Source organism: Butyrivibrio sp. AE2015 (assembly GCF_000420825.1).
In the GTDB taxonomy this organism is placed as follows: domain Bacteria; phylum Bacillota; class Clostridia; order Lachnospirales; family Lachnospiraceae; genus Butyrivibrio.
In genome coordinates this window covers 15,338-39,954 of record NZ_ATVR01000032.1, presented here as the reverse complement: position 1 = coordinate 39,954, position 24,617 = coordinate 15,338, and the positions used below count along the sequence as shown (strand labels likewise).

Here is a 24,617-nt window from a genome sequence, read left to right as displayed (position 1 = left end):
GCGGAAGTGTCGGAATTGGCAGACGAGCAAGACTAAGGATCTTGTGACTGTTTATGTCGTGTGGGTTCAAGTCCCATCTTCCGCACTGGATACGAAAAAGCCTCAGGCATTAAGCCTGAGGCTTTTTTCGTATACCCACTGGGGGAGAGTCCCTCTCACCCAGTGGGTTTCCCTAAAGGGACTAGGAACAAGCTTTGCTTGTTCCGTCGCAAGTCCCTATCTTCCGCTTGACTTCGCTTGTATCAAAATATGGAAAATAGTGTTAAAATAGATTGGCGAGATTTGTGAAAAGGACTAGAGATAATGAAGTTTAAAGCAGTTATTTTTGATATGGACGGAACGCTTCTCAATACGATTGAGGATATTACTGATTCTGTGAATTATATTTTGAGAAAGTATGATATGCCGGAGAGAACTCTGGATGAAGTAAAACATTTTGTGGGAAACAGTTCTGTAAAGCTTATAGAAAGAGCGATTCAGGGCGGAAGAGAGAACCCACAGTTTGATCAGATTTTAAGTGATTACGAGGCTTATTACGTTGATCACTGTAATATTAAAACGGGACCTTATAAACATATTCCTGAGCTTTTAAAAGAGCTGAAAAACCGCGGCTACAAGATAGCAATAGTATCCAATAAATCTATGGACGGAGTTCAGGAACTTAAGAATGTTTATTTTGGTGAGTGGGCTGATGTTGCAATTGGTGTGACGGATAAGCTTCAGAGGAAACCTGCACCGGATGAGTGCCTTGAAGCTATGAAAAAGATGGCTGTTGGCAAGGAAGACTGTGTATATGTCGGGGATTCTGACGTGGATCACATGACAGCCAAAAACACAGGAATTCCATGTATCTCATGTTTGTGGGGCTTTAGAACAAAAGATGAGCTTATTGCTGCAGGTGCGGGAGAGAATGCATTTGTAAGTGATCCTCTTGAAATACTTGATCTGGTATGATCCATATAGTGTTTTGACTTGAAGGTGGGGCAGAAAATGAAGAAAGCTATATTGGTTTTTGCAATTGTTTTATTGTTCTGTGTAATTGGTGTTGGTTGCCTTGTAAAAAAATCTGATGATGAAAAAGAAGATGTTCGGGTTGCGGACAAAACATACAAAGAATTTACAGCTTTTTTTGCTGTTCCGGGGACGGAGCTTGATGAGAACAATGTGATCCAGAATATGATCGCTGATGCTACAGGGATAAAGGTTCATGAGAAGTGGCTTGGAAGTCAGACAGCTTATGACGCCATAAGTGAACTGCTTGAGAGTGGTGACTACCCTGATTTTGTAGATGCTGGCGAGGAGTCAATACGCATGTATGAGGCAGGAGCCCTTGTTGCTCTTGATGATTACATTGAGAAGTACCCTAATGTAAAAGAGCTTTTTAGTCAGAAACAGTGGGATTCACTTAAACAAAACGATGGGCATATTTACTGGATCCCTCAGTTTTCCAGCACCTATGGAAAAGAGAGAGTCTGTGTACATATTGATGAAGCCTTCTGGATACAGACAAGAGTCCTTGAATGGGCAGGTTATCCTGACATACATACCCTTGATCAGTATTTTGATCTCATAGAAAGATATTACGCAGCTAAGCCTACAATGTCTGATGGCACGGCTGTAATTCCTTATACTATCCTTTGTGATGACTGGAGATATTTTTGTCTTGAAAATGCTCCCCAGTTTCTTGATGGTTACCCAAATGATGGCGCTGCTATAGTTGACCCGCAGACACATACGGTAATTGACTACAATACTACAGATACAGCAGTTAAATATTTTAAAAAGCTCAATGAAGAGTATAAAAAAGGCATTGTGGATCCTGAATTCTACAAACAGACCTACGATGAGTACATCGCCAAACTCTCATCAGGAAGAGTTCTTGGAATGGTGGATCAGTGGTGGGATTTTGCTTATGAAGCAGAGGACGCCATAAGACATGCCGGTCTTGATGATGAGGGATGTCAGTATGTTCCCCTTCCTATAACTATCAGGGAGGGCATAACCAATCAGTGGCACAATTCAGGAAGCGTCTTTCATGGAAGTTCAGGTCTTGCAATTACTACCAGTTGTAAGGATGTTGACAAGGCTATGGAATTTGTCAGTGCTTTGCTGGAGCAGAACATCCATAATCTTCGGTATTGGGGCATTGAAGGTGTCGACTATGTGATCGATGATAACGGGATGTTTAAAAAGACAAAAGGAATGCGAAAGATGGCCTATGATACAGCCTATAAGAAATCGCATTTTTGTCAGTACAACTATTTCCCTCAGTGGCTTGGAACCAGCAGAGATGGCATAAATGCCATGAAACCTGAAGGGCAGGAAGTTGAATTTTACGATGGCCTTTCAGATAAAGTCAGAAAATGCCTTACAGCTTATGACGCTCAAACATATGTGGAAATGCTTGGAAGTAATCCTTCACCCGGCCCATGGTATCCGATATATACTTATGCGCAGACTCTTTCACCAAAATCTGATGAAGGAGAAGCTTATCACATGATGACTGAGTGCAAGCACAATTATCTGCCACAGGTGGTAATGGCCAATAATTTTGAAAAAACCTGGGCTGAGTATATGGAGGCTTATAATTCCTGTCATCCTGAGCGATTCCTGAATGGGCTTCAAAATGAAGTTAACAGGAGAGTTGAGGCGGCAGCGGACTATGAACGGTAATAATATAGGTGTATAATAATCTGAATACATAAAAGTTGTAGATGATATGAAGGGGGGAAATATGGGAGATACAGAGAATAAAGAACAAAATGTTACTTCTGCAACTAGTGAAGAGATTCTTGCTGAAATAAGGAATCTCACAAAGAAAAAGCTCTTTTGGCAAAAAATAGGTACCTGCTGTATTGCGGCTATTGCGGTTATCGTGCTTGTAACAATGGTTATAGTTATTCCGCAGCTTGAAGCTACATTAAATCATATCAATGATACAGCGATCAAGGCACAGGATTCCCTTAATGAAGCCAATACCATGATTACAAGTATCACTGAGGCCAGCGAGAATTTTGACAGTCTTGTTGCTAAAAACGGCGAAGGCCTTACAAATGCGGTTGAGTCCATGTCAAATATTGATTTTGAAGGACTTAACGAAGCAATCAAGGATCTTCAGGATGCAATAGGACCTTTGGCAGCGTTTATGAGTAAGTTCAGATGAACAGGAGGGAATGACAATGGGGAAGAAGTCAACAGTAGAAGAGATTAAGGAAATGGTAAAAGAGGTTTCCAAAAATGCGGAGCCTGTTATTGATGAGGCTATGAAAAAAGCTGAGCCTTTGATCAAGGATGTCACCAAAAAGGCAGAGCCAATCTATAATGACATTAGAGAAAAGGCAGAACCTATCTATCAGGATCTTAGAGGAAAAGCAGAACCTTTATACAATGACATAAAGGAAAAGGCAGCTCCTGCAGCCAAAGTTGTAAAGACACATTCTGAGAAGGCCCGCAAGGCTGCTAAAACAGTGAGCGACGATATCTCATTAAAGGCAGCAAAGTTCAGTTGCAAAGAAGAAGTCTTTGTTCAGTACAGTCACCATGAGATCAGAACAACAGATATTATTGAAAAAGCAAAACAGGACTATGTTTCCAAGGGCAATAAACCTTCAAGCATAAGAGAAATACAGGTTTATATCAAGCCTTCAGATAACGCAGCGTACTACGTTGTAAATCATCAGGAGACCGGAAAAATAGGATTTTGATAGGAAAAAGTAAATGGCAATAGAATTAACAAGTTTTTTTCCACTTTCCCACTATGAATATGGCGAGGCATATTTTGGAAGTTACAAGGGCATGAGATACAGACTTGCCAGGGAACCACTAGAGAATGTAAAGTTCACACCTCTTGATAAAAGAGGACCGGCTACTTTGATGGCAACTGTGTGGCCGGAGCCCAATTCCTATGCACATACTGATGACAGTCTTAAGACAACTGAGAATTTTGAGGTCTCTCAAGAGGGGCTTGAAAAGGCTGTTCAGTGGATAAATGATCAGTACACATCCAGGGAAAGTGAATGGTCAAGATAAATTTAAAAAAAATTTAAAATAAAAAAAGGATTTTTGAAACCCACGTCGAATATATAAGATGTGGGTTTTCTTTTTCTGGTAGACAACTGATTCACCCACGGAAAGAAGAAAAAATTGAAAATTCGCGAACAACTGGAAAACCGTGAGACTAAAATCTTAAGCAAACATGCTACTCTGAGCATGAATTCCAAAGGAAGAGAAAAAGAAGAAAAGCCGTGCGATATAAGGCCTTGTTTTCAAAGGGACCGTGACAGGATTCTTTATTCCAAGTCATTCAGACGCCTAAAAGACAAGACTCAGGTCTTTTTGTCTCCTGACGGAGACCATTACAGAACTCGTATGACGCATACTCTTGAAGTTTCTCAAAACGCGCGGACTATTGCGAAAGCTCTTTTGCTCAATGAGGACCTGGCGGAGGCAATTGCACTTGGACATGACCTTGGCCATACGCCATTTGGCCATGCCGGAGAGAGGGCTTTGAACGAGGTTTGTCCCGGAGGATTCAGGCACAATGAGCAGAGTCTTAGGATTGTAGAAAAACTTGAAAACTATGGGCAGGGAATGAATCTTACATGGGAAGTGCGCGATGGTATTTTGAACCATGAAATGGACCTTACACCTTCCACTCTTGAGGGAAAAGTTGTGCGCCTTTCAGATAAGATTGCCTATATGCATCACGATATGGATGATGCCATAAGAGGCGGCATAATTACTGAAGATCAGGTACCCAAAGACCTGTGCGATGTGATAGGCCATACGAATGGTGAGTGGCTTGATACATTTATTCATGACATCGTGGCAAACAGCCTTGATAAGGATGATATCCGTATGTCAGAAGAGATATATGATGCATTCCACAGGCTTCGTAAGTTTATGTTCGACCGTGTTTACACCAACCCGATTGCAAAAGGGCAGGAGGGCAAGGTTGAGGTAATGATCAAGATCTTGTACTTCTATTATCTTGATCATGTTGATCTTCTTCCTGACTATCTTAAGAATATGATGAACCTTGGGGAGACAAAAGAAAGGATTGTCTGTGACTATGTCAGTTCCATGACTGACAGATATGCAGTTTCAATGTTTGAGGAAGTTTATATACCACATACTTGGGGAGTTTTATAAATAATGTACTATTCAGATGAGATCATCGAAGAAGTGCGCTCCAGGAACGATATTGTGGATGTTGTTGGTCAATATGTGCATTTGCAGAAAAAAGGTTCCAATTATTTTGGACTTTGCCCATTCCACAATGAGAAATCCGGGTCATTTTCCGTTTCTTCGCACAAGCAGATGTTCTACTGCTTTGGATGCGGCGCAGGCGGCAATGTGATCACTTTTTTGATGAAATATGACAATTTAACATTTCAGGAAGCGGTAAAACAACTGGCAGATAGAGCCGGGATAAAGCTTCCGGAGCAGGATGATTCTCCTGCAGCCAAGGCAGCGCGGGATAAAAAACAGATCCTGTATGATATCAACAAAGAAGCAGCCAAGTACTACTATTATCAGCTGCGAGGCAGAACCGGACAAAAAGGCATGGAGTACTTTAGGTCCAGAAAGCTCACAGATGAGACCATGCAGCATTTTGGGCTTGGATATGCCAATGTTACGAGCGATGACCTTACAAAGCACCTTAAAAGCCTTGGATACTCAGATGGGCAGATAATCGAGGCGGGGCTGGCGTCCCATGATGATAAAATGGGAACCCATGATAAGTTTTGGAACAGAGTTATGTTTCCTATTCAGGATGCGTCCCAAAAGGTTATTGGTTTTGGCGGCCGAGTGATGGGAGATGGTAAACCTAAATACCTGAATTCACCGGAAACACCTATTTTTGATAAAAGCCGAAATTTGTTCGGTCTTAACTATGCCAAGAACTCAAGAGCAGGTTACATGATAATCTGCGAGGGATATATGGATGTTATAGCCATGCACCAGGCGGGCTTTAATATGGCAGTTGCTTCACTGGGAACTGCTTTTACCACTGGGCAGGCCATGATATTAAAAAGATATACGGACGAAGTTATTTTGTCCTATGACAGCGATGAAGCCGGCACAAAGGCAGCGCTTAGAGGAATCGGCATTCTAAAAGAGGCTGGTCTTAAGGGAAAGGTCCTTGACCTAAGGCCCTATAAGGACCCTGATGAGTTTATTAAGAATGAAGGCAGGGAAGCTTTCGAAGAGAGAATAAAAAATGCTGAGAACACTTTCTTTTTTGAAGTAAGGGTACTTCAGTCCCAGCATGACATGTCAGATCCTCAGTCCAAGACTGAATTTCACAGGAAGCTTGCCATGAAGCTCTGTGAATTTGAAGAGGCGCTGGAGAGAGAAAATTATATAGAAGCCGTTGCTGCAAGGTACAACATTGCAGTAGATGATCTCAGAAGGCTCGTATCCAGTGTTGCTTCTCAGGGCGGACTTGTGAGAAAGGTTGAAAGGCCTAAGTCGGGCATACAGCAGAAACGTTCTCCTGAAGACGGAGCCAGAAAGAACCAGAGGCTTCTTTTAACATGGCTAACTGATGAACCACAGATCTTTTCCAAGGTTACAAGGTGGATAACTCCTGAGGATTTCTCAGATGACCTGTATAGAAATGTGGCAAAAGAGCTATTTATGGGAATGGAAAGCGGCAACTTTTCACCGGCTGCTATTCTCGACAGATTCACTGATGAGGATGAACACAGGCAGGTAGCTGAGATGTTCAACACCAATCTGATCGAGATCGAGACCAAGGAACAGAGGAAAAAAGCTTTCCACGACATAATATATGGCGTAAAGGCAGCAGGGTATGACAGACAAAAGAAAGAACTAAAGCCTGATGATCCTGATTTTCTTACCAAGACCATTCAGGGCAAAAAAGATCTGGAAAAGTTAGCACACGCAGATATATCACCAGATGATTGATGAAAAATAATAGAAAAGGAAAATACAAAAATGGCAAAGAAAGAAGTAGAGACTAAAGAGACAAAGGATACGAAAAAGGTAGCTGCCAAGGCTACTACAAAAGCTACAACAAAGGTTACAGCAAAAGTTTCAGCCAAGGCTAAAAAGGAAGATGCTGCAGAAGAAAAGAAGACTGCAAAGGCAGCAAAGGCTGAGAAGGACACAGAGGAAAAGAAAACTGCCAAGAAGTCTGAGGAAAAGGCTCCTAAGGCAGCAAAAGAACCTAAGGCTAAAAAGGCTGCAAAGAGTGCAAAGGCAGAGAGCGAGAGCACATCAAATGATGGAGAGGCTCATGAGTTTGATGAGGCAACAAAAGAGCTCTTTACACAGAAGATTAAGGACATCCTTGCACTTGCAAAAAAGAAGAAAAATGTTCTTGAGTACTCTGAGATCAGCGATTTCTTCACAGACTTAAACCTCAATGAAGAGCAGCTTGATAACGTACTTGAAGTTCTTGAGAGCTCAGGAATTGATGTCCTTAGAGTTTCTGAAGTTGACGACGACCTTCCTGATGAAGATGATATGATGCTTTCTGATGAGGACGAGGTAGATATGGAAAATATCGACCTCTCAGTTCCTGATGGAATCAGCATTGAAGATCCTGTAAGAATGTATCTTAAGGAAATCGGTAAGGTTCCGCTTCTTAACGCTGATCAGGAAATCGAGCTTGCAAGAGCTATGGAAGCAGGTGCTGATGCTCAGAAGCAGCTTGATGATGACAAGGATAAAAATGAGCTTTCAGATGCTGAAAAGAAAGAATTAAATCAGGCAATCTATGAGGGCGAAGAGGCTAAAAAGCGCCTTGCAGAGGCAAACCTTCGTCTTGTTGTAAGTATTGCCAAGAGATATGTAGGAAGAGGAATGCTTTTCCTTGACCTTATCCAGGAAGGAAACCTTGGTCTTATCAAGGCTGTTGAGAAATTCGACTTCCGTAAGGGATTCAAGTTCTCAACATATGCTACATGGTGGATCAGACAGGCTATCACAAGAGCTATCGCCGATCAGGCCAGAACAATCCGTATTCCTGTTCACATGGTTGAGACTATCAATAAGCTCATCCGTGTAAGCCGTCAGCTTCTCCAGGAGCTTGGCCGTGAGCCACTTCCTGAAGAGGTTGCAAAAGAGATGAATATGCCCGTAGAGCGTGTACGTGAGATCCTTAAGATCTCTCAAGAGCCTGTATCTTTGGAAACACCTATCGGTGAAGAGGAAGACAGCCATCTTGGTGATTTCATTCAGGATGATAACGTTCCTGTACCTGCAGATGCTGCAGCATTCACACTTTTAAAAGAACAACTTGTTGAGGTTCTCGGAACACTTACAGAGCGTGAACAGAAGGTATTAAGACTCAGATTTGGTCTTGATGATGGAAGAGCAAGAACTCTTGAAGAAGTTGGTAAAGAGTTCAACGTAACCCGTGAGCGTATCCGTCAGATCGAGGCTAAGGCTCTTAGAAAGCTCCGTCATCCAAGCCGCAGCCGCAAGCTCAAGGATTATCTTGATTGATCATGAGTAGAGAAGATATATCACTTAAAATGTCCCAGAGGCTCATCACCGTTGCTAATATGCTTAAAAGTGACGGTGAAGCTTTGAAGGCTGCAGATGTTGGGTGCGACCATGGATATGTGTCCATTTATCTGGTTCAGAGAGGCATTGCAGAGTCTGTGATTGCAATGGATGTAAGGAAAGGACCTCTTTCAGCAGCAGATGCCAACATTTCTGAGTATGGTCTTGAAGACTGCATTTCCACCAGACTTTCAGATGGTGTAAAAGAGCTGAAGAAAGGCGAAGCAAATGCAATAGTAATTGCAGGAATGGGCGGCAAGCTTATGGAGAGACTCATAGATGAAGGGAATCTTTATGACCTTGGCATAAGGAAAGCAGTCTTTCAGCCCCAGTCTGATCATGAAGAGTTCAGGCAGTTTTTGAGAAATAAGGGATATCTTATTACAGATGAAAGAGTTGTCTATGAAGATGGAAAGTACTATTTTCCTATGAAAGTAGATATTATGGACAGCTCTTTTGACAATAAAAGCGTATTTGATAAAACTTTAGAAACATTATTTAAAGATAGCGGTGATATCAAAAAAGATCAGATGATCAGGATATGTAACCGCTATGGCGAGTGTAATTTAGTCAGGAAAGAACCACTCTTAGTGCCGTATTTAGATCACGGCAGGCTGGTCCTTGAGAGCATTTTGAAAAGCCTTGATGACAGCCATACAGGGCGCAGAAAAGAAATAATGGAAGAGATGTCCGATATTTCTTTTGCCCAAAAAATCTTAATGAGGTAGGAGAGACGTTATGCCGCAGATTACTATAAATGGAGTATCTAAAGAATACGAAAAAGGAACTACATTTGAACAGATCGCAAAAGAGTACCAGTCGGAATATAAGTATAGAATTGCTGCTGTTATATACAATGGCAAGATAAGGGAACTCTTTAAAACAGTGAAAAAGGACGGGGATTTGTCTTTTATCACTTTTGCAGACGATATTGGCCATAAGACCATGCGAAGAACAGCGATAATGATGCTTATTAAAGCTGTTAATGACGTGGCTGGCAAGGACTGTCTGCCAAAGACAAAGGTGGAATTCACCATTGGAAATGGCTATTACTGCACCATTAAAGGCGGCATTGCAATAACTGATGAATTCGTGAAAAAGGTTTCTGACAGATTTCAGGAACTTATTGACGAGGCTCTTCCTATTACCAAGAAAGTATATCCTCTTGATGAGGCTATTGAGATATTCAAAAAGCAGGGCATGACAGACAAGGTTTCTCTTTTGAAATACAGGAGAAGTTCTGAGATCAATGTTTATAAGCTTGAAGATTTTTACGATTATTTTTATGGCTATATGTGCCCTAATACTTCATATATAGAGCATTTTAAACTGGACAGGTATCATGATGGCATGCTTCTTACTCTTCCTATGAAGATAGACCCTAATCTCTTGAAGGTTTCTGAGCCTAGGGAAAAGCTTTTTGAAACCATGAAACTTGCCAGTGACTGGGGCAGCAGAATGGGAATTGACAATGTAGGTGACCTCAATGAGCAGATCTGCGCAGGAAGGATCAATGAGATGATCCTTGTACAGGAAGCATTGCAGGAGCGCAGGATCGGTGAAATTGCCAAGAAGATCCACGACCGCAAAGACATTAAGTTTGTAATGATCGCAGGTCCAAGTTCTTCAGGAAAGACCAGCTTTGCCAACAGACTTTCTATACAGCTGCGTACCTATGGCATGGTTCCGCATCCTATAAGTCTTGATAACTACTTTGTAAACAGAGAGTTTACCCCAAAGCACCTTGATGGAAGCTATGACTTTGAGTGCCTTGGAGCTATGGATATCAAGCAGTTTAACGACGATATGGTTAAGCTCTTAAATGGCGAGCGAGTTGAAATGCCTGAATTTAACTTTGTCACAGGCAAAAGAGAAATGAATGGCAATTTCATGCAGCTTGGCGAGTCAGATGTCCTTGTAATAGAAGGCATACATGGACTTAATGAGGAGATGTCTTATGCTCTTCCTGCAAGTTCTAAATTTAAGATCTATATCAGTGCTCTTACGACACTCAGCATTGACTCTCATAACCGAATTCCCACAACTGACGGAAGACTTCTTAGAAGGATTGTCAGGGATGCAAGGACCAGAGGCGCCAGTGCCAAGGCAACTATCAATATGTGGCCTTCTGTAAGAGCGGGAGAGGAAGCTAATATTTTCCCATTTCAGGAAGAAGCTGATGAGATGTTCAACTCAGCACAGATCTATGAGCTCGCTGTTATAAAGCAGTATGCAGAACCGCTTCTTTTCTCAATAGGAAAAAATGAACCGGAGTACTACGAGGCAAAGAGACTTCTTAAGTTCCTTGACTATTTTGTAAGTGTTGATAATTCTTTCCTTCCAAAGAATTCTATTTGCAGAGAATTCGTTGGCGGAAGCTGTTTTAAGGTATGAAAAATGAGATATTGTAAGGAATATTTTGATGATGTCAGGCTGGTTACAAGAACCACGCCTGGCATCACGACTTTATTTAATAAAACGATCTGTATAACAGGTGCAACGGGTATGCTCTGTTCCGCTGTGGTGGATATTATAGCTCTTTTGAATAAAGAAAAAAACGCAGGTATAAGGCTGATCATAGCAGGCAGAAACAAAGAAAAGACAGCTGCCAGATTTGATGGGCTTTTGCAGGATGGTGAATATGAGCTTGTTTCATATGATGCTACAAAAGCAGGAGAGTATCTGCCACAAGCTGATTATTATATTCACGGAGCAAGTAATGCAGATCCTGCCCGGATGGCTACAGAACCTGTCGAAACTATGCTTGGTAATATAATTGGCTTAAAAACAGTTCTTGATTCTGCTGCTATGTCAAAGGGCAGCAGAGTGCTGCTTATTTCATCCGGCGAGATTTATGGTAATCCGGTTGCATCTGATGAGGTAAGCCTTGGAAATCAGAAGGGAAATGTATCAGATGGAAAGGGACAGTATATAAAGGAGAACACATTTAAGGAAATGGATTATGGATATGTAGACATTCTTAATCCACGCGCCTGTTATCCTATGAGTAAAAGGGCGGCTGAGACTTTGTGTGCTTCTTATTACCAGGAACATGGTGTTGACTTTGTGATCGCCAGATCCTGTCATGCATATGGTCCCGGTATCACACCTGCAGACAGCAGGGCAACTGCAGCTTTTACCAGGAATGCAGCTTCTGGAAAAGATATTGTGATGAAGAGCGCCGGAGAGCAGATAAGATCTTATTGCTACACACTTGATAGTGCGGCAGCTCTTTTGACGATTCTGATACATGGGAAAACCGGAGAAGCCTATAATATTTCCAATAAGGATTCAATTGTCTCCATCAGGGAGATTGCTGAAGAAATCGCTGGGGCAGCAGGTGTAAAGGTGATTTTTGAGAATCCTGGTGATGCAGAAAAAAAGAGCTATAACATGATGAAGGGATCAGCCCTGGACAGCTCCAAATTAGAAGACCTTGGCTGGTCTGCAAAGTTTGATCTAAAATCAGGCGTTGAAGCAACTTTAAAGTTTTACAAATAAAAAAATATCTCCCTCAGCTTGAATTTGATCCAAGGATTTTGACTTTGAATTTCACGGAATCAAGCGGGATTTGAAACATAATTACAAACACAATTTAAACACATTTTTTTCACTATTTGTTCGTGTAATCCCCATTTACTTTTACGCACCAAAGAGTAAAATAAAATTCGCTGTTTAAAAGATTAAGTATTATTTTTGAGGGAGATTATAATAATGACAACCTACGACAGAGCTAAAACAATTAATTCATTAGCGGTTGCCATGGGTATGCAACCTGTAAGTAGAAAAGATATGACAAGATATGATACTGCAAGAGGCACACTTTACTGCAATGACAAGCCAATTGATCTTAGCAATATCGGAGCAGCTATTTCATATTTTGAGACAATGAAATCAAAAGCACTCAGATCATTATCACCTGAATCGCAGATGGTTGCCGGATATTATTCATCCGCTATAGATGCCCTGAGATATGTTGAGCAAAAAACTGCTGAAGAATCTGGTAACCCAGCAGTTTAAGTAATACATCCACTTAGAAAGAGCCTTAGATGGCTCTTTTTTCATTGAATAGGAAACTACTTCCTTAAATTTATTCTTTCACAAATTTAGAATTATGGTATAATGTTGTTCCTGAGTAGGATAAATGATCGCTGCCATGCAAACGAAAGGGCATGGGAGAGGAAAGTCCGGGCTTCACAGGGCAGGATGCCAGATAACGTCTGGTGGAGGTGACTCCCAGGATAGTGCAACAGAGATATACCGCGTTAGCAATGAGGCGGGTGACCGCCTCACTATATTGCTGGCGTAAGGGTGGAAAGGCAGTGTAAGAGACTACCGTGCTGGTGGTAACATCAGTAGCCATGTAAACCCCATTCGAAGCAAGACCGAAAAGAAAGCAATGAGCCGGCCCGGTTCGCTTTCAGGTGGGTCGCTTGAGGCTGTCGGTGACGGCAGTCCTAGATAGATGATCATTCACGACATAACCCGGCTTACAGTCCTACTCATAAAAAGATTAAAGGCAACGCTTAACCGCGTTGCTTTTTTATTTGATTTATTAGGAAATTGCAACGTGGTTTTTATTGAAAAACAGAGCAATTTTTGCAATGTGGATAAGGGCAAAATGTGATAAAATGTAAGAAATATGAAAGCTCTTACATCAGGTCAAGATTTGCAACTTTTTTGTTTAAAAATGAACTGACAAAGAATAAGTTATACCGTATCATGATATTGCGTGAATGAATGGGAAGTGTACCCATATAAAATAGTAATTCAAGAACGGAGGCAAGTATGGAACTTAGAACAGCTAGTTCACCTAGAGATGAGAAGCATTACGATACTCAGAGATTAAGAGAAGAGTACCTCATCGATGACCTTTTTCAGCCTGATGTGATTAAGCTCGTTTATAGTCATATTGACAGAATCATTACTGGTTCAGCTGTTCCTGTAAAAGAGGAACTTAAGCTTACAGCCGGAGATGAGCTTAGAGCAGAGTATTTTTTACAGAGACGTGAAATGGGCGTTATCAATATCGGTGGAGCAGGTGTTATCACCATCGATGGTAAAAAGTATGATGTAGATTATAAGCAGGGCATGTATATCGGAATGGGAGCAAAAGATGTTTCTTTTGCAAGTTGCGATGCAAGCAAGCCTGCTAAGTTTTATATCAACAGCGCACCTGCACATAAGACATATCCAACAGTTCTTATTAAGAGAGAAGGAACTCCTTCTGAAGGCGTTGTTATCATCAAGGATGAGAACAAGAAAGAGCTTGGATCTCTTGAGCAGGCTAACCACAGAGTTATCAACAAGTATATTCTTCCCGGACAGGTTGAGACATGTCAGCTTGAAATGGGTATGACTGAGCTTAAGCCTGGAAGTGTATGGAATACAATGCCATGTCATACACATGACAGACGTATGGAAGTATATCTTTATTTCGATATTCCTGAGGATGCACTTGTTATGCATTTCATGGGAGAGCCTACAGAGACAAGACACATTGTTATGAGAAACGAGCAGGCTGTTATCAGCCCTAGCTGGTCAATCCATTCAGGATGTGGAACACAGGCATACACATTCATCTGGGGAATGGTCGGAGAGAATCAGGACTTCGATGACATGGATGATTGTGAGATGACATCATTGATGTAAATTTGAGAGTTTTGCGGTTATATCTTTAGATGGCTGCGATACAAAATTGAACGTAAATAATTAACAATTGCTTAATAATAGGAGGGTATTAAAATGCAGGATTTTTTAAAGAACTTTTCACTTGAAGGTAAGATTGCCTGGGTTACAGGTGCTTCTTATGGACTTGGACTTGCTTATGCAGTAGCTTTTGCAGAGAGCGGAGCAAGAGTAGTATTCAACGATATCAATCAGGACCTTGTTGACAAGGGAATGGCTGAGTACAAAAAGCTTGGAATCGATGCTTTCGGAGCTGTTTGTGACGTAACAAAAGAAGATCAGGTTCAGAACTTCGTTGCTGAAGTTGAAAAGAATGTAGGAACAATTGATATTCTTGTTAACAATGCAGGTATCATCAAGAGAATTCCTATGATAGACATGACAGTAGATCAGTGGCAGCAGGTTATCGATGTTGACCTTACAGGTCCTTTCATCTGCTCAAAGGCTGTACTTCCAGCTATGATCAAGAAGGGAAGCGGAAAGATCATCAACGCTTGCTCAATGATGTCAGAGTTTGGTCGTGAGACAGTATCTGCTTATGCAGCAGCTAAGGGCGGACTTAAAATGCTTACAAGAAACATCTGCTCAGAGTATGGTCAGTTCAATATCCAGTGTAATGCTATTGGACCTGGCTACATTGCAACTCCTCAGACAGCTCCTCTTCGTGAGAAACAGCCTGATGGATCAATGCATCCATTTGACAGATTCATCCGTTCAAAGACACCTGCTCAGAGATGGGGCAAGACAGAAGACCTTATGGGACTTGCTGTATTCCTTGCATCACCTGCTTCTGACTTTATCAATGGCCAGGTTGTATATATTGATGGTGGTATTTCAGCATACATCGGACAGGATCCTAACAACCTCGATCCTTCAAAGTTCCAGGATGTTGATTAAAATGGATCAAAATCAATCATGTAGTCGTGCTGGCACGTAATTACATGATTGATTTTGAGACATGCCCGACAATGAGGAAAAAAGATATGCGAATGAATGAGCATATCGATTTCCGAATTGCCGGTAGCGATTGCGAGAGCGAAGCGAAGCAATCGTGCTTTAATCAAGTTAACAATATTTTTTTTTATAATAGAAAGGCAATAAAATGGATAAGATTTGTGAAGAACTTTACAGAATTGGTATTGTACCAGTAATCGCTATCGACGATGCAAAGGACGCTGAACCTCTTGCAGAAGCTCTTATTAAGGGAGGACTTCCTGCTGCTGAGGTTACATTCCGTACAGCAGCTGCTGAGGAAGCTATCAGGATCATCTCTCAGAAATTCCCTGAGATGATCGTTGGTGCAGGCACAGTACTTAATGCTGAACAGGCTGACAGAGCAAAGGCTGCAGGAGCTAAGTTTATTGTAAGCCCTGGATTTAACAGATCAAACATTGAGTACATTCAGTCAATCGGAGTACCTGTTGTTCCTGGAACAGCAACACCTGGCGAAGTTGAGCAGGCTATTGAACTTGGTCTTGATTGTGTTAAGTTCTTCCCTGCTGAGCAGAACGGTGGAATTGCAAAGATCAAGGCTATGGCAGCACCTTACACAAAGATGCACTTCATGCCTACTGGCGGAGTAAATAAGAACAACCTTAACGATTACCTCAGCTTCAACAAAGTATTCTGCTGCGGTGGTAGCTGGATGGTTAAGAAGGACCTCATTTCTGCAGGTAAGTTTGATGAGATCGAAGCTATGACAAGAGACGCTGTAAATGCTATGCTTGGCTTCAAGCTTAAGCACATCGGAATCAACCAGGATAGCGCTGAGGCTGCTGAGGCTGTTGCAGATAAGTTTGATGCTCTCTTTGGTCTTACAAAGAAAGTTGGCAATTCTTCTGTATTTGCCGGATCAGCTGTAGAGGTTATGAAGTCTAAGGGCCGTGGAACATGCGGACACATTGCTATTGGATGCAATAACATCGACAGAGCTGTATATCATCTTTCTAAGCAGGGTGTTAAATTTGATGAGTCTTCATTCTCATATGATGCAGACAATCATCTTAAGGTTGCTTATCTTGCTGATGATTTCGGCGGATTTGCTGTTCACCTTGGCAAGAATGAGTAATTTTGTTACTAAAACATTTAACACATATATCTAATCTACACTTTAGTGCAGTAATGAAAGGAATTAATTATTATGTCAAAGAAAGTTGTTACATTTGGTGAGATCATGCTTCGTCTTCAGCCTGATAACTATTTAAGATTCGTTCAGGTTGATCATCTTGAGGCTACATTCGGTGGCGGAGAGGCAAACGTTTCTGTTTCTCTTGCAAACTACGGACTTGATTCAGTTTACGTTACAAAGCTTCCTAAGCACGAAATAGGACAGGCTGCAGTTAACTCACTTAGAAAATATGGCGTAGATACATCTAAGATCACAAGAGGTGGCGACAGAGTAGGTATCTACTACAACGAGAAAGGTGCTTCACAGAGAGGCTCAAAGTGCATCTATGATAGAGCACATTCAGCGATCGCTGAGGCTGTTCCTGCAGACTTCAATTGGGATGAGATCTTCGAAGGTGCTGAGTGGTTCCACTTCACAGGAATTACTCCAGCTGTAAGTGATTCACTTGCTGAGATCACTCTTGAGGCTGCTAAGAAGGCTAAAGAGCACGGACTTACAGTTTCATGTGACCTTAACTACAGAGGTAAGCTCTGGAGCAAGGAAAAAGCCGGAAAGGTTATGGGCGAGATCTGTAAGTATGTTGACGTTTGTATCGCAAACGAAGAGGATGCTGCTGATGTATTTGGAATCGCTGCTTCTTCTACAGACGTTACAACAGGTAAGCTCAACAGAGAGGGCTACATCGAAGTTGCTCAGAAGCTTACAGATAGATTTGGATTCAAGAAAGTTGCTATTACACTTCGTGAGTCAATCTCAGCTAATGATAACAACTGGAGCGCAATGCTTTACACAGACGGACAGGCTTATTTCTCAAAGAAATATGCTCTTCGTATCGTTGACCGTGTTGGTGGCGGTGATTCATTCGGTGGCGGACTTATCTACAGCTGCGTAAATGAGTTCGATCCTCAGGCAACAATCGAATTCGCTGTAGCTGCTTCAGCTCTTAAGCACACAATCGAAGGCGACTTCAACCTTGTAACTGTTGATGAAGTTAACAAGCTTGCAGGTGGAGACGGATCAGGTCGTATCCAGAGATAATCTTTGATATTTTAGGACCTATCCGGGAAAAGAAATATCTTTTCTCGGATAGGCTTTTTTATTGAAATAAAATTGCAGAAAAGCCTAAAAATTCTATAAATTATCACAAAGTTTTGGACCCTATTTAGTATAATGGGAGCGTAATATTGGTAGTAGTTTAGGCAAAAGGGGCATTTTATTGGCTATTTCAGGTTGGATCATATTAAATTTTTATACGTCACTTCTATTGGTTCTTGTTCTCATGTTCCAGGGTAAGACCATTAATACAAAATCAACTGAACGTTTTGTTCAGCTTGTTGTGATGACTTTTATTCTTGTCGCAGCTGAAACTGTTGGGCATATCGGAGAGCTTTACCCTGAGAACTATTTGATAGGGATGAAGATTGGATATTATATTATCTATGCCCTTGATCCTGCAGATTATCTTTTTGCCATACTATATATAAACTGTTGGCTGGATGAAACAAAGGCCAAGCTTCAAAAAGAAGTCACTCTGGTTTACAGGATATTTATGGGCCTGAATTTTGTTTTGGTTACGATTTCTGTACTTTTTAATCTTGACTGGTTTTACTATTTTGATGGTATGAACTATTTAAGAGGACCTTTCTTCCTGGTGAGGGGAGCTTTTGTCTTACTTCTCTGTGTTTTAGTATCTGTGTATGTGCTGATCAACTACAATGCTATATATACAGGCTATGTTAAGCCAATTCTGGCATTTCCTTTGATTGCAATGTTTGGAGCTTTCATGCAGATATTTTTTACAGAAATGAATATGACCTATGCTTCAATAACTATAGGTATTCTCATAGTCTTTTTCTATCTGCAGACTAAAAATCTTGATATTGATTACCTTACCGGTGCACTTAATAGAAGGGGTATCGATATCGTTATGGAGAACAGAATCAAGAATTCACTGTCTACAGGACATCAGTTTTCTGCTATAATGATGGATTTAGATAGGTTTAAAGAAATCAATGATACATATGGCCATAATGAGGGGGATTATGCACTGAAAATCGTTTCAGCTATCCTGTACAAAGTTTTTTCTGACGATGCAGCCATCGGAAGGTTTGGTGGAGATGAATTTTGCGTAATAAGTAATATTTCGTCTCAGGATGAGTTGGAGGAGAGAATTGAACTGATCGATGATGAGATGGAGCTTTGGAATTATAAGAGCGAGAAACCATACAAGCTTGAGATAAGTATGGGAAGTATGATATATAATCCTGCTAACTCCATGTCTGTTAAGCAGTTCCAGATAGCGATTGACGAACTAATGTATATACAAAAGAGACAACACCATTTGGCTGATAATAGAAGGTGATGGGGAATGAAATTAAGTAAAACTACAAAACTGGTGGCAGTGTTTTTGTCGCTATTCGTTATTCTTGTGGTGGCTTATTATACGCTTGAAATAGTGGCGAGGAATTATGTTTCTTCTGCCTATGACGAAACTGTCAGTCTAACAGGGGCGAGACTATCAGATGAGTTTTATTCCAGCGTGAGCAGAGCTGCTACATGGAAAAGCGTAAGTGGCTATTCTTCACAGTTTGATTTTGAAATTTATAATACTGGAAAGAGTAATCTTTCCAACTGGGTAGTAAAAATAGATCTGCCTTCTGATGCAACCCTTGAGAATTATTGGGGTTCCGAAGCGGTATATGATTCCGAGAGACAATGTGTTCTTTTGAGACCAACTTATTACAATAATATTATATATTCCGGTGAGAATATTGCTTTTGGAATAATTGTTAATTCAGACGAGGTCTTTACTCCTACAGAGATAAGCATTAAGGGATATAAGATATCTTCTGAAATGACGGATATCGCTAAAAAAGTGATACTTATCCTTTTGATGGTCTGGTTCATTGTATTTGTAGGTCTTTTAGTTACAAGAGTCAATGTCAGAAACTACAAAGAACGACAGCGCAACGATGTAAAGATCATCCTTCAGTCAATGAATACTTTCATTAACTTCATTGATGCCAAGGACCCGTATACGCGAGGCCACTCCAGGCGAGTTGCCATGTATGCGGCAGAGATTGCCAAGAGAATGGGACTTTCTGAGGATGAGATACAAAATATTTATTACGCAGGACTTCTTCATGATGCAGGAAAGATAAGTGTTCCAGATGCTGTTTTGAATAAGCCTGGTAAGCTTACTGATGAGGAGCGAAAGCTTATACAAAACCACACTGTAGCGGGCGGAAAAATGCTGCTTCAGCTTTCTTCTCTTCGAGGAGTCAGAGAAACAGCTCTTTATCATCATGAAAGATATGACGGAACAGGATATCCTGATGGACTTAAGGGAGACATTATCCCTCTGTATGCGAGAATAGTTGGTGTGGCAGATTCCTATGACGCTATGTCAAGTAACCGTGTTTACAGAAGACACTTAAACAAGGACGAGATCATCGAGGAAATCCAAAAGGGATCCGGAACCCAATTTGATCCATCTATTGTGAAGTACATGGTGGATATGATCAACGATGGCTATGTCAATGTTGTTAAGATGGAGACCGCGGAAGCTGATGAAAACCACGAGCGATTCCATTTGACAGAAGATGACATACCGGGTGTATATATGGGCTTTCAACAATAACGAAAAAGTAATAATAATTTAATTATATTTAACAAAATGTTTATCAAGAAACTGTTATTATATCTAGAGAAGGATATAATAGCAGTTTTCTTTTGCCTTGAGTTAATTGATAAGGAGGTATTTATTTTGAAAGCTACATTGCTGAAAGCCGGAGAAGAGAAGTATTTCAAAGGCCTTATAACAGAAAAGTTATTTGATAAGATCAAACTTCCCAATATGCAGCTTATCGGTGTAACAACCGAAGAGGATGGAGCGGATGTTCCGATTGGGGTGGTCGTTTTTTCAGGAGTGCCGATGGATACCTTTGTCATTGAGTGGATATATATTGATCCGGAATATAGAGGCAGAGGAATTGGAACATCTTTGGTAAGAAATGTGATAAATCTTGCAAAGGACAATGATGCACCATGCATTGCTGCAAAGTTTTCAGATTTAATACCTGTTGAAGAGGATAAAGGAGATCTCATTAGGTATTTTGAGGATCTTGGGCTCGATAATGCAGATTACAGAAATGATGAGTGGGTTCTTGATGGGAAACAGATAACAACTGAACCGTTTATAATGAAGGCCATTGAAAAGAGAAGTAAATCAAATGATGTTGTTAATCTCTCAGATACATCAGAAGAGGAAATTATGAGCTCGCTTGTTCACATGGCAGAGGTTGGAAGGGTCATGCAGCTTTTTTCGCCTCATGGAAGGCTTGATTTCTATGATCCCAAATATAGTTTCAAACTGGTAAAAAAGGATAAAATAAAGGGCCTTTTACTTGTGCATATGGAAGGACATGTCATTATTCCTGTTACTATAGCTGTTGAAGATGTTCGTGACCTTGGACATTTTCTTAGAGGAATAGCGAGACTGACTGCTAAAAGTATTAAAGAAACAGAATCACTTAATATCATATGCAATTCAAAAAATGCCATGAAGATTGCAAGTGTTGTATTTAAAAATGTTCAGCCTGTAGAGACTGAGTACAGGTATTGCGATATTAAAGACCTGGAAATTCTTTCAGAGCCTAAGGAGAAGGTTGAACTTAATTCGGGAAAGAGCTTTTTCATTGAAGATTATCCAACTGAAGGTTATGAATATATTGAAGATCTTTACTATACAAGAGAATGGTAGGAGGATTGAATAGATGTTACCTCATCAGAATTTACAGCAACAACATAATAATGATGTTTTTGAAATTAATAATGAACAGCTTGATTTTGCTAATCTGCAAAATGAAGATAGATTAAGACTTCAGAATGGTTTTGTTCCTACTGATGCAAAAGATACAAGAAATATTGTAGCAGCACATAAAGATGCCTGGAAAAAGCTGCCTAAAGCTCTGTCTGCAGAAGAGAAAGTTCAGCTAAAAACAACAAATAATGAGCTTGTTAATAAGCTGTCTATAAAGACGACTACTGAGACACAGGAAGTGCTTTCTTTTGAAGAAAGGAATAAGACAAGAAGGTCTGTGATCGAGAATCAGACACAGCTTCTTGATCAGGACAGCAAGTGGTATTCCAAGGACTCCAAGTCCATGCAGCAGGTAAAAGAAAAGGTGAATACCATCTATAATCTTATGAAGGCTGAGCTTCCTAAAAGAGAAGGAGGTGAACTTGGAGTTAATCCAAGTGCCATTAAAGAGCAGTATTCAAAGGCTTATGATGATGCCATAAAAGCCTGCAATGACTATATAGATAGCCATAAAAATCCATGGTTTGCTGCAGGAATAAGAAGAAAGCAGAAAGTCATGGCTCTTTATGAGAATCTCCGTGAAGAAAAAGCTCTTATCATTCAGGCTACAGAAATGATGAAGAGTGGTGCTTTTGCAGAGCAAATAGACAATATAAAGACCGGCTCTGATCTTTTGCTTCAAATGCACAGTATTAAGATATCCGAAAGCAAAATGGAGAGAGAAGGTAATACAACCACTGTATACCGACTTAAGGATAAAGATGGCAACGAGTATTACATGAAAGAGAACCTCCCTCTTATCAGCAATGAGCTGGGTTCATATCTCGACAGACGTATTAAACAGGTTAAGAGTAATATCGGGTCAGATACAAAGGAACAGAGACTTGAAAAGCTCAGCGACAAAGAGCTAAAAAGTGATATGAAAGTTATGCAGTACATGCTAAAGAAACTGACTGTTAACCCGAATGGAAGCGGCGATGATAAGGTTACTCAGTCTGATAAGATAGCTACTGAAAAGCGCTATCTTAAATTCCTTGGCCATGATTTTAACAAATTCTATGAAAGATTATCTGAATATAATGAATTTGTAAAATTTTCTAAGTCTGTAAAAATACGTATACAGGAGGCTGCAAGCAGTGGCGGAGCTATAGACCCAGCGATGATTGAAGAAACCAGGAATAAACTGCGATCGCTGGAAGCAGAAGAAAAAAAAGATGATGGCGCCATAGCATACGTAAAAATGCTTTTGAGGACCATGGAAAATCCTCAGAACGCTCCTGCGGCAGGCGGACAGGTAGCTGTTGAGGAAAAGGCTGATAAAAAGTTTGATGACCTTAAAGAGCTTACTGAAAAGGACTGGCTGTTAAAAAATATTAAGGATCTTGGCCTTGATAAGAAAAAAGATTCTGAACTGATAAATAAGTTGGTAGAGCTGTGCGATGATCATGCAGATAAAAAACTTGGTCTTAGAAGGCTGCTTCTTAGAACTATGGGTAAGGATGCCGAGCTTTATGGTCAGATGACAGAAAACAGCGGAGTAATTAATAAAGGTGATAATGAAGAAGTAGTAGTTGCTACCAATAATACAGCTACCTGGAGAATTGCAAAACAGTTCGGCTTCCAGGATGTAATTACATCTTCCCAGTCTTCTGTAGTAAAAATGAAGCTTGCAGGCAGTGAGAAGGAAGAGGATGTCAACTGTACACTTATGAGTGTGGCACCCGGACTTGAAATGCTTAAGCTTGTAGAGCTTGCTCAAAAGAGTGGAGCAAAGCTTCAGTATTCACCAAATGCGGTAAGACAGCTTACGAGACTTCAGATGCTTGATACAGTCTGCCTTCAGACAGATCGACACTGGAGAAACTTTAAGTGTAAAACTGAGCCGGACATTACTGATCTGATTGAAAGTGACCCTAATTCACAGGAAGCTTTGGAAAAGTTAAAAAATGCTGGAAGTATTAAGATAGTAAGCATCATGTCTTATGACCATGATCAGGCTTTTTCTAAGGATAAAGGAATTGAGAAAAAAGATTTTGAGCAGACAGGTGCTGATGGCAAGAAGATAGCAAAGAAGAATGGTTTCCTGCCTCCAATCTTTACCAATATTGAGGAGAACAGTACTCAGTTTGACTATCTGGAGGATAAGTCCGGAACAAAACCGGTTAGAAAAAAATATGTTCCTAAAATACTGGACAAAGCACCGATTGAAAAGGTGGGAGAGCCTGTTATAAGGGAAAAATACAAAAAAGAGCATGAGTGGAAGTGTACCTTTGGTTTATATAGTATCAACACAAATGAGACTGATATGGACCCATTTAACGATTCGGCTCTCTATTCTAATTTCTTTAGAGATCTAACGCAGCATACAGATGTATACAAGCAATTATTTAGCATGGCAGCTGGGATAAAACAAGATGACAAGGCAAAAATCAATAGCTGTTTTGATACTTTTATAAAATACAGAGAATCTGAGAACGTGGATCAGCGTGCTGATGCATTTTTGGCTCTGCAGGATTTAAAAGACATATATGACAGATGTGTTGCCAAAAATTCCGATGCCTTTGTTAAGGTTGACAGTGATAAAAAATCAAAAGAGTGCATGGTGCCTTTGCAGGTAAAAAACTTGCTATCTCAAGAAAAGAGAAATAAACTGAAATTTGCAAATGCAGGGAGTCCTGTAGGTACAGTAACGATTGATAACCTGCAGGGCGGCGAATTTGATTTCAAAATGCAGATGATATTCTATAGAACCTCAACTTTTATTAAAAATGACCTACAGGTCCAGAAGGTGCTTAGAAATAAGATCCGTCTGCGGGAAGGTAAAGAACCGACATTAGATGAAAAAGAATTTGAAGCTGCCGAGGATAAGCGCATAGCAGAGATAAATAAGAAACGTGCAAGGCTTAAAGGTGATGTACCAACGCTTCTTCATATGGATAAAGCTGCCTATGAGTCCATTAAAAATATGAAGGATACATGGAAAACTCAAGAGGCAATATTGCTTGATCTTAAGTGGGATACAGAGCGTATAGAGGCTATGAAGAAACGTATTGACTCTTATCTTGACCAGATTGAACAAGCCAGAAAGATAGCAGAACCTTGGCTTAAGGACAAATATAAGGATGCAAATGATCCAAGGGCAAAGTTCTTCCTTGATGAAAAGGATTACGATAAATTCGAAGATATTACTGAATTTGCGTGGGATCCCGGAATGTCATACCTGTGTAATGAAGATGAAAACTATCTTCTTGCCGAGGAGGATTACAGTAAGAGATTCAGTAGTGAACAGCAGAAGGCTATTGTTGATAAGGTAAACAAACAGAGAAAGAATTCTCCTAGACTTCATGATATAGCTCCAGAAGAAGAAGCAAAGAAAGAAGGAGGTAAGTGGACAAAACCTAAATATAAGTCACTTATCAATGGTAAACTTGCTAAATAACC

At 40.5% G+C, this 24,617-nt stretch carries 20 protein-coding genes, 1 tRNA gene and 1 other RNA gene; all 22 read left to right on the top strand.

What is annotated here, in order from left to right; translation table 11 throughout:
- The 22 genes from G585_RS0113220 to G585_RS0113115 all read left to right on the top strand — a co-directional run bounded on the left by G585_RS0113220 (position 1) and on the right by G585_RS0113115 (position 24,615).
- Positions 1–85, top strand: a tRNA-Leu gene (locus G585_RS0113220).
- Positions 86–303: 218 nt separating this feature from the next.
- A complete protein-coding gene (locus tag G585_RS0113215) occupies positions 304–954 on the top strand; it encodes an HAD family hydrolase (RefSeq protein ID WP_022775612.1) in 651 nt (216 codons plus the stop codon).
- A gap of 36 nt (positions 955–990) precedes the next feature.
- On the top strand, positions 991–2,673 hold the full coding sequence (locus G585_RS18155; RefSeq protein ID WP_022775611.1) for a sugar ABC transporter substrate-binding protein: 1,683 nt from the start codon (positions 991–993) through the stop codon (positions 2,671–2,673).
- A gap of 61 nt (positions 2,674–2,734) precedes the next feature.
- Positions 2,735–3,163 carry a hypothetical protein gene (locus tag G585_RS0113205; protein ID WP_022775610.1) on the top strand — a complete coding sequence of 143 codons (429 nt, stop codon included), beginning with the start codon at positions 2,735–2,737 and terminating at the stop codon, positions 3,161–3,163.
- A gap of 16 nt (positions 3,164–3,179) precedes the next feature.
- Complete coding sequence (locus tag G585_RS0113200) at positions 3,180–3,704, top strand: DUF6465 family protein (RefSeq protein ID WP_022775608.1); 525 nt, start codon at positions 3,180–3,182, stop codon at positions 3,702–3,704.
- A 13-nt stretch (positions 3,705–3,717) separates the two neighbouring features.
- Positions 3,718–4,029: a hypothetical protein gene (locus G585_RS0113195; protein ID WP_022775607.1), complete on the top strand. Its 312-nt coding sequence runs from the start codon at positions 3,718–3,720 to the stop codon at positions 4,027–4,029.
- A 114-nt stretch (positions 4,030–4,143) separates the two neighbouring features.
- Positions 4,144–5,151 carry a deoxyguanosinetriphosphate triphosphohydrolase gene (locus tag G585_RS0113190; RefSeq protein ID WP_022775605.1) on the top strand — a complete coding sequence of 336 codons (1,008 nt, stop codon included), beginning with the start codon at positions 4,144–4,146 and terminating at the stop codon, positions 5,149–5,151.
- Positions 5,152–5,154: 3 nt separating this feature from the next.
- Complete coding sequence (gene dnaG, locus G585_RS0113185; protein WP_022775604.1) at positions 5,155–6,933, top strand: DNA primase; 1,779 nt, start codon at positions 5,155–5,157, stop codon at positions 6,931–6,933.
- 372 nt (positions 6,934–7,305) lie between these two features.
- On the top strand, positions 7,306–8,478 hold the full coding sequence (rpoD, locus tag G585_RS0113180) for an RNA polymerase sigma factor RpoD (RefSeq protein ID WP_051143000.1): 1,173 nt from the start codon (positions 7,306–7,308) through the stop codon (positions 8,476–8,478).
- 2 nt (positions 8,479–8,480) lie between these two features.
- Positions 8,481–9,266, top strand: a complete 786-nt coding sequence (locus tag G585_RS18150) for a class I SAM-dependent methyltransferase (RefSeq protein WP_051142999.1) — start codon at positions 8,481–8,483, stop codon at positions 9,264–9,266.
- A 10-nt stretch (positions 9,267–9,276) separates the two neighbouring features.
- Complete coding sequence (locus G585_RS0113170) at positions 9,277–10,932, top strand: nucleoside kinase (RefSeq protein WP_022775600.1); 1,656 nt, start codon at positions 9,277–9,279, stop codon at positions 10,930–10,932.
- A 3-nt stretch (positions 10,933–10,935) separates the two neighbouring features.
- Entirely contained in the window at positions 10,936–12,039 is a 1,104-nt protein-coding gene (locus G585_RS0113165; RefSeq protein ID WP_022775598.1) for an NAD-dependent epimerase/dehydratase family protein, read from the top strand.
- Positions 12,040–12,252: 213 nt separating this feature from the next.
- Positions 12,253–12,558, top strand: coding sequence for a hypothetical protein (locus G585_RS0113160; protein ID WP_022775597.1), 306 nt, complete (start codon positions 12,253–12,255; stop codon positions 12,556–12,558).
- A gap of 112 nt (positions 12,559–12,670) precedes the next feature.
- An RNA gene (gene rnpB / locus G585_RS19110) (RNase P RNA component class A) lies at positions 12,671–13,047 on the top strand.
- Positions 13,048–13,326: 279 nt separating this feature from the next.
- Positions 13,327–14,190 (top strand): 5-dehydro-4-deoxy-D-glucuronate isomerase, encoded by an 864-nt coding sequence (kduI, locus tag G585_RS0113150; protein ID WP_022775595.1) that lies wholly within the window; start codon positions 13,327–13,329, stop codon positions 14,188–14,190.
- A gap of 93 nt (positions 14,191–14,283) precedes the next feature.
- Positions 14,284–15,123, top strand: a complete 840-nt coding sequence (locus G585_RS0113145; RefSeq protein WP_022775594.1) for a gluconate 5-dehydrogenase — start codon at positions 14,284–14,286, stop codon at positions 15,121–15,123.
- A gap of 205 nt (positions 15,124–15,328) precedes the next feature.
- A complete protein-coding gene (locus tag G585_RS0113140) occupies positions 15,329–16,294 on the top strand; it encodes a bifunctional 4-hydroxy-2-oxoglutarate aldolase/2-dehydro-3-deoxy-phosphogluconate aldolase (protein WP_022775592.1) in 966 nt (321 codons plus the stop codon).
- A gap of 72 nt (positions 16,295–16,366) precedes the next feature.
- The gene (locus G585_RS0113135) at positions 16,367–17,392 is read left to right on the top strand and encodes a sugar kinase (RefSeq protein ID WP_022775591.1); all 1,026 of its coding nucleotides are present in this window, start codon (positions 16,367–16,369) and stop codon (positions 17,390–17,392) included.
- 178 nt (positions 17,393–17,570) lie between these two features.
- A complete protein-coding gene (locus tag G585_RS0113130; protein WP_022775589.1) occupies positions 17,571–18,716 on the top strand; it encodes a GGDEF domain-containing protein in 1,146 nt (381 codons plus the stop codon).
- 6 nt (positions 18,717–18,722) lie between these two features.
- Entirely contained in the window at positions 18,723–19,994 is a 1,272-nt protein-coding gene (locus tag G585_RS19100) for an HD domain-containing phosphohydrolase (protein ID WP_022775588.1), read from the top strand.
- Positions 19,995–20,120: 126 nt separating this feature from the next.
- Positions 20,121–21,116, top strand: coding sequence for a GNAT family N-acetyltransferase (locus G585_RS0113120; RefSeq protein WP_022775586.1), 996 nt, complete (start codon positions 20,121–20,123; stop codon positions 21,114–21,116).
- A 13-nt stretch (positions 21,117–21,129) separates the two neighbouring features.
- Entirely contained in the window at positions 21,130–24,615 is a 3,486-nt protein-coding gene (locus G585_RS0113115) for a hypothetical protein (protein WP_022775585.1), read from the top strand.
- Positions 24,616–24,617: the final 2 nt, after the last annotated feature.

Bases quoted from the DNA above. Each gene is read 5' to 3' on its own strand.
- G585_RS0113215 (WP_022775612.1), top strand. From the start codon at position 304: ATGAAGTTTAAAGCAGTTATTTTTGATATGGACGGAACGCTTCTCAAT.
- G585_RS18155 (WP_022775611.1), top strand. From the start codon at position 991: ATGAAGAAAGCTATATTGGTTTTTGCAATTGTTTTATTGTTCTGTGTA.
- G585_RS0113205 (WP_022775610.1), top strand. From the start codon at position 2,735: ATGGGAGATACAGAGAATAAAGAACAAAATGTTACTTCTGCAACTAGT.
- G585_RS0113200 (WP_022775608.1), top strand. From the start codon at position 3,180: ATGGGGAAGAAGTCAACAGTAGAAGAGATTAAGGAAATGGTAAAAGAG.
- G585_RS0113195 (WP_022775607.1), top strand. From the start codon at position 3,718: ATGGCAATAGAATTAACAAGTTTTTTTCCACTTTCCCACTATGAATAT.
- dnaG (WP_022775604.1), top strand. From the start codon at position 5,155: ATGTACTATTCAGATGAGATCATCGAAGAAGTGCGCTCCAGGAACGAT.
- G585_RS18150 (WP_051142999.1), top strand. From the start codon at position 8,481: ATGAGTAGAGAAGATATATCACTTAAAATGTCCCAGAGGCTCATCACC.
- G585_RS0113170 (WP_022775600.1), top strand. From the start codon at position 9,277: ATGCCGCAGATTACTATAAATGGAGTATCTAAAGAATACGAAAAAGGA.
- G585_RS0113165 (WP_022775598.1), top strand. From the start codon at position 10,936: ATGAGATATTGTAAGGAATATTTTGATGATGTCAGGCTGGTTACAAGA.
- G585_RS0113160 (WP_022775597.1), top strand. From the start codon at position 12,253: ATGACAACCTACGACAGAGCTAAAACAATTAATTCATTAGCGGTTGCC.
- kduI (WP_022775595.1), top strand. From the start codon at position 13,327: ATGGAACTTAGAACAGCTAGTTCACCTAGAGATGAGAAGCATTACGAT.
- G585_RS0113145 (WP_022775594.1), top strand. From the start codon at position 14,284: ATGCAGGATTTTTTAAAGAACTTTTCACTTGAAGGTAAGATTGCCTGG.
- G585_RS0113140 (WP_022775592.1), top strand. From the start codon at position 15,329: ATGGATAAGATTTGTGAAGAACTTTACAGAATTGGTATTGTACCAGTA.
- G585_RS0113135 (WP_022775591.1), top strand. From the start codon at position 16,367: ATGTCAAAGAAAGTTGTTACATTTGGTGAGATCATGCTTCGTCTTCAG.
- G585_RS19100 (WP_022775588.1), top strand. From the start codon at position 18,723: ATGAAATTAAGTAAAACTACAAAACTGGTGGCAGTGTTTTTGTCGCTA.
- G585_RS0113115 (WP_022775585.1), top strand. From the start codon at position 21,130: ATGTTACCTCATCAGAATTTACAGCAACAACATAATAATGATGTTTTT.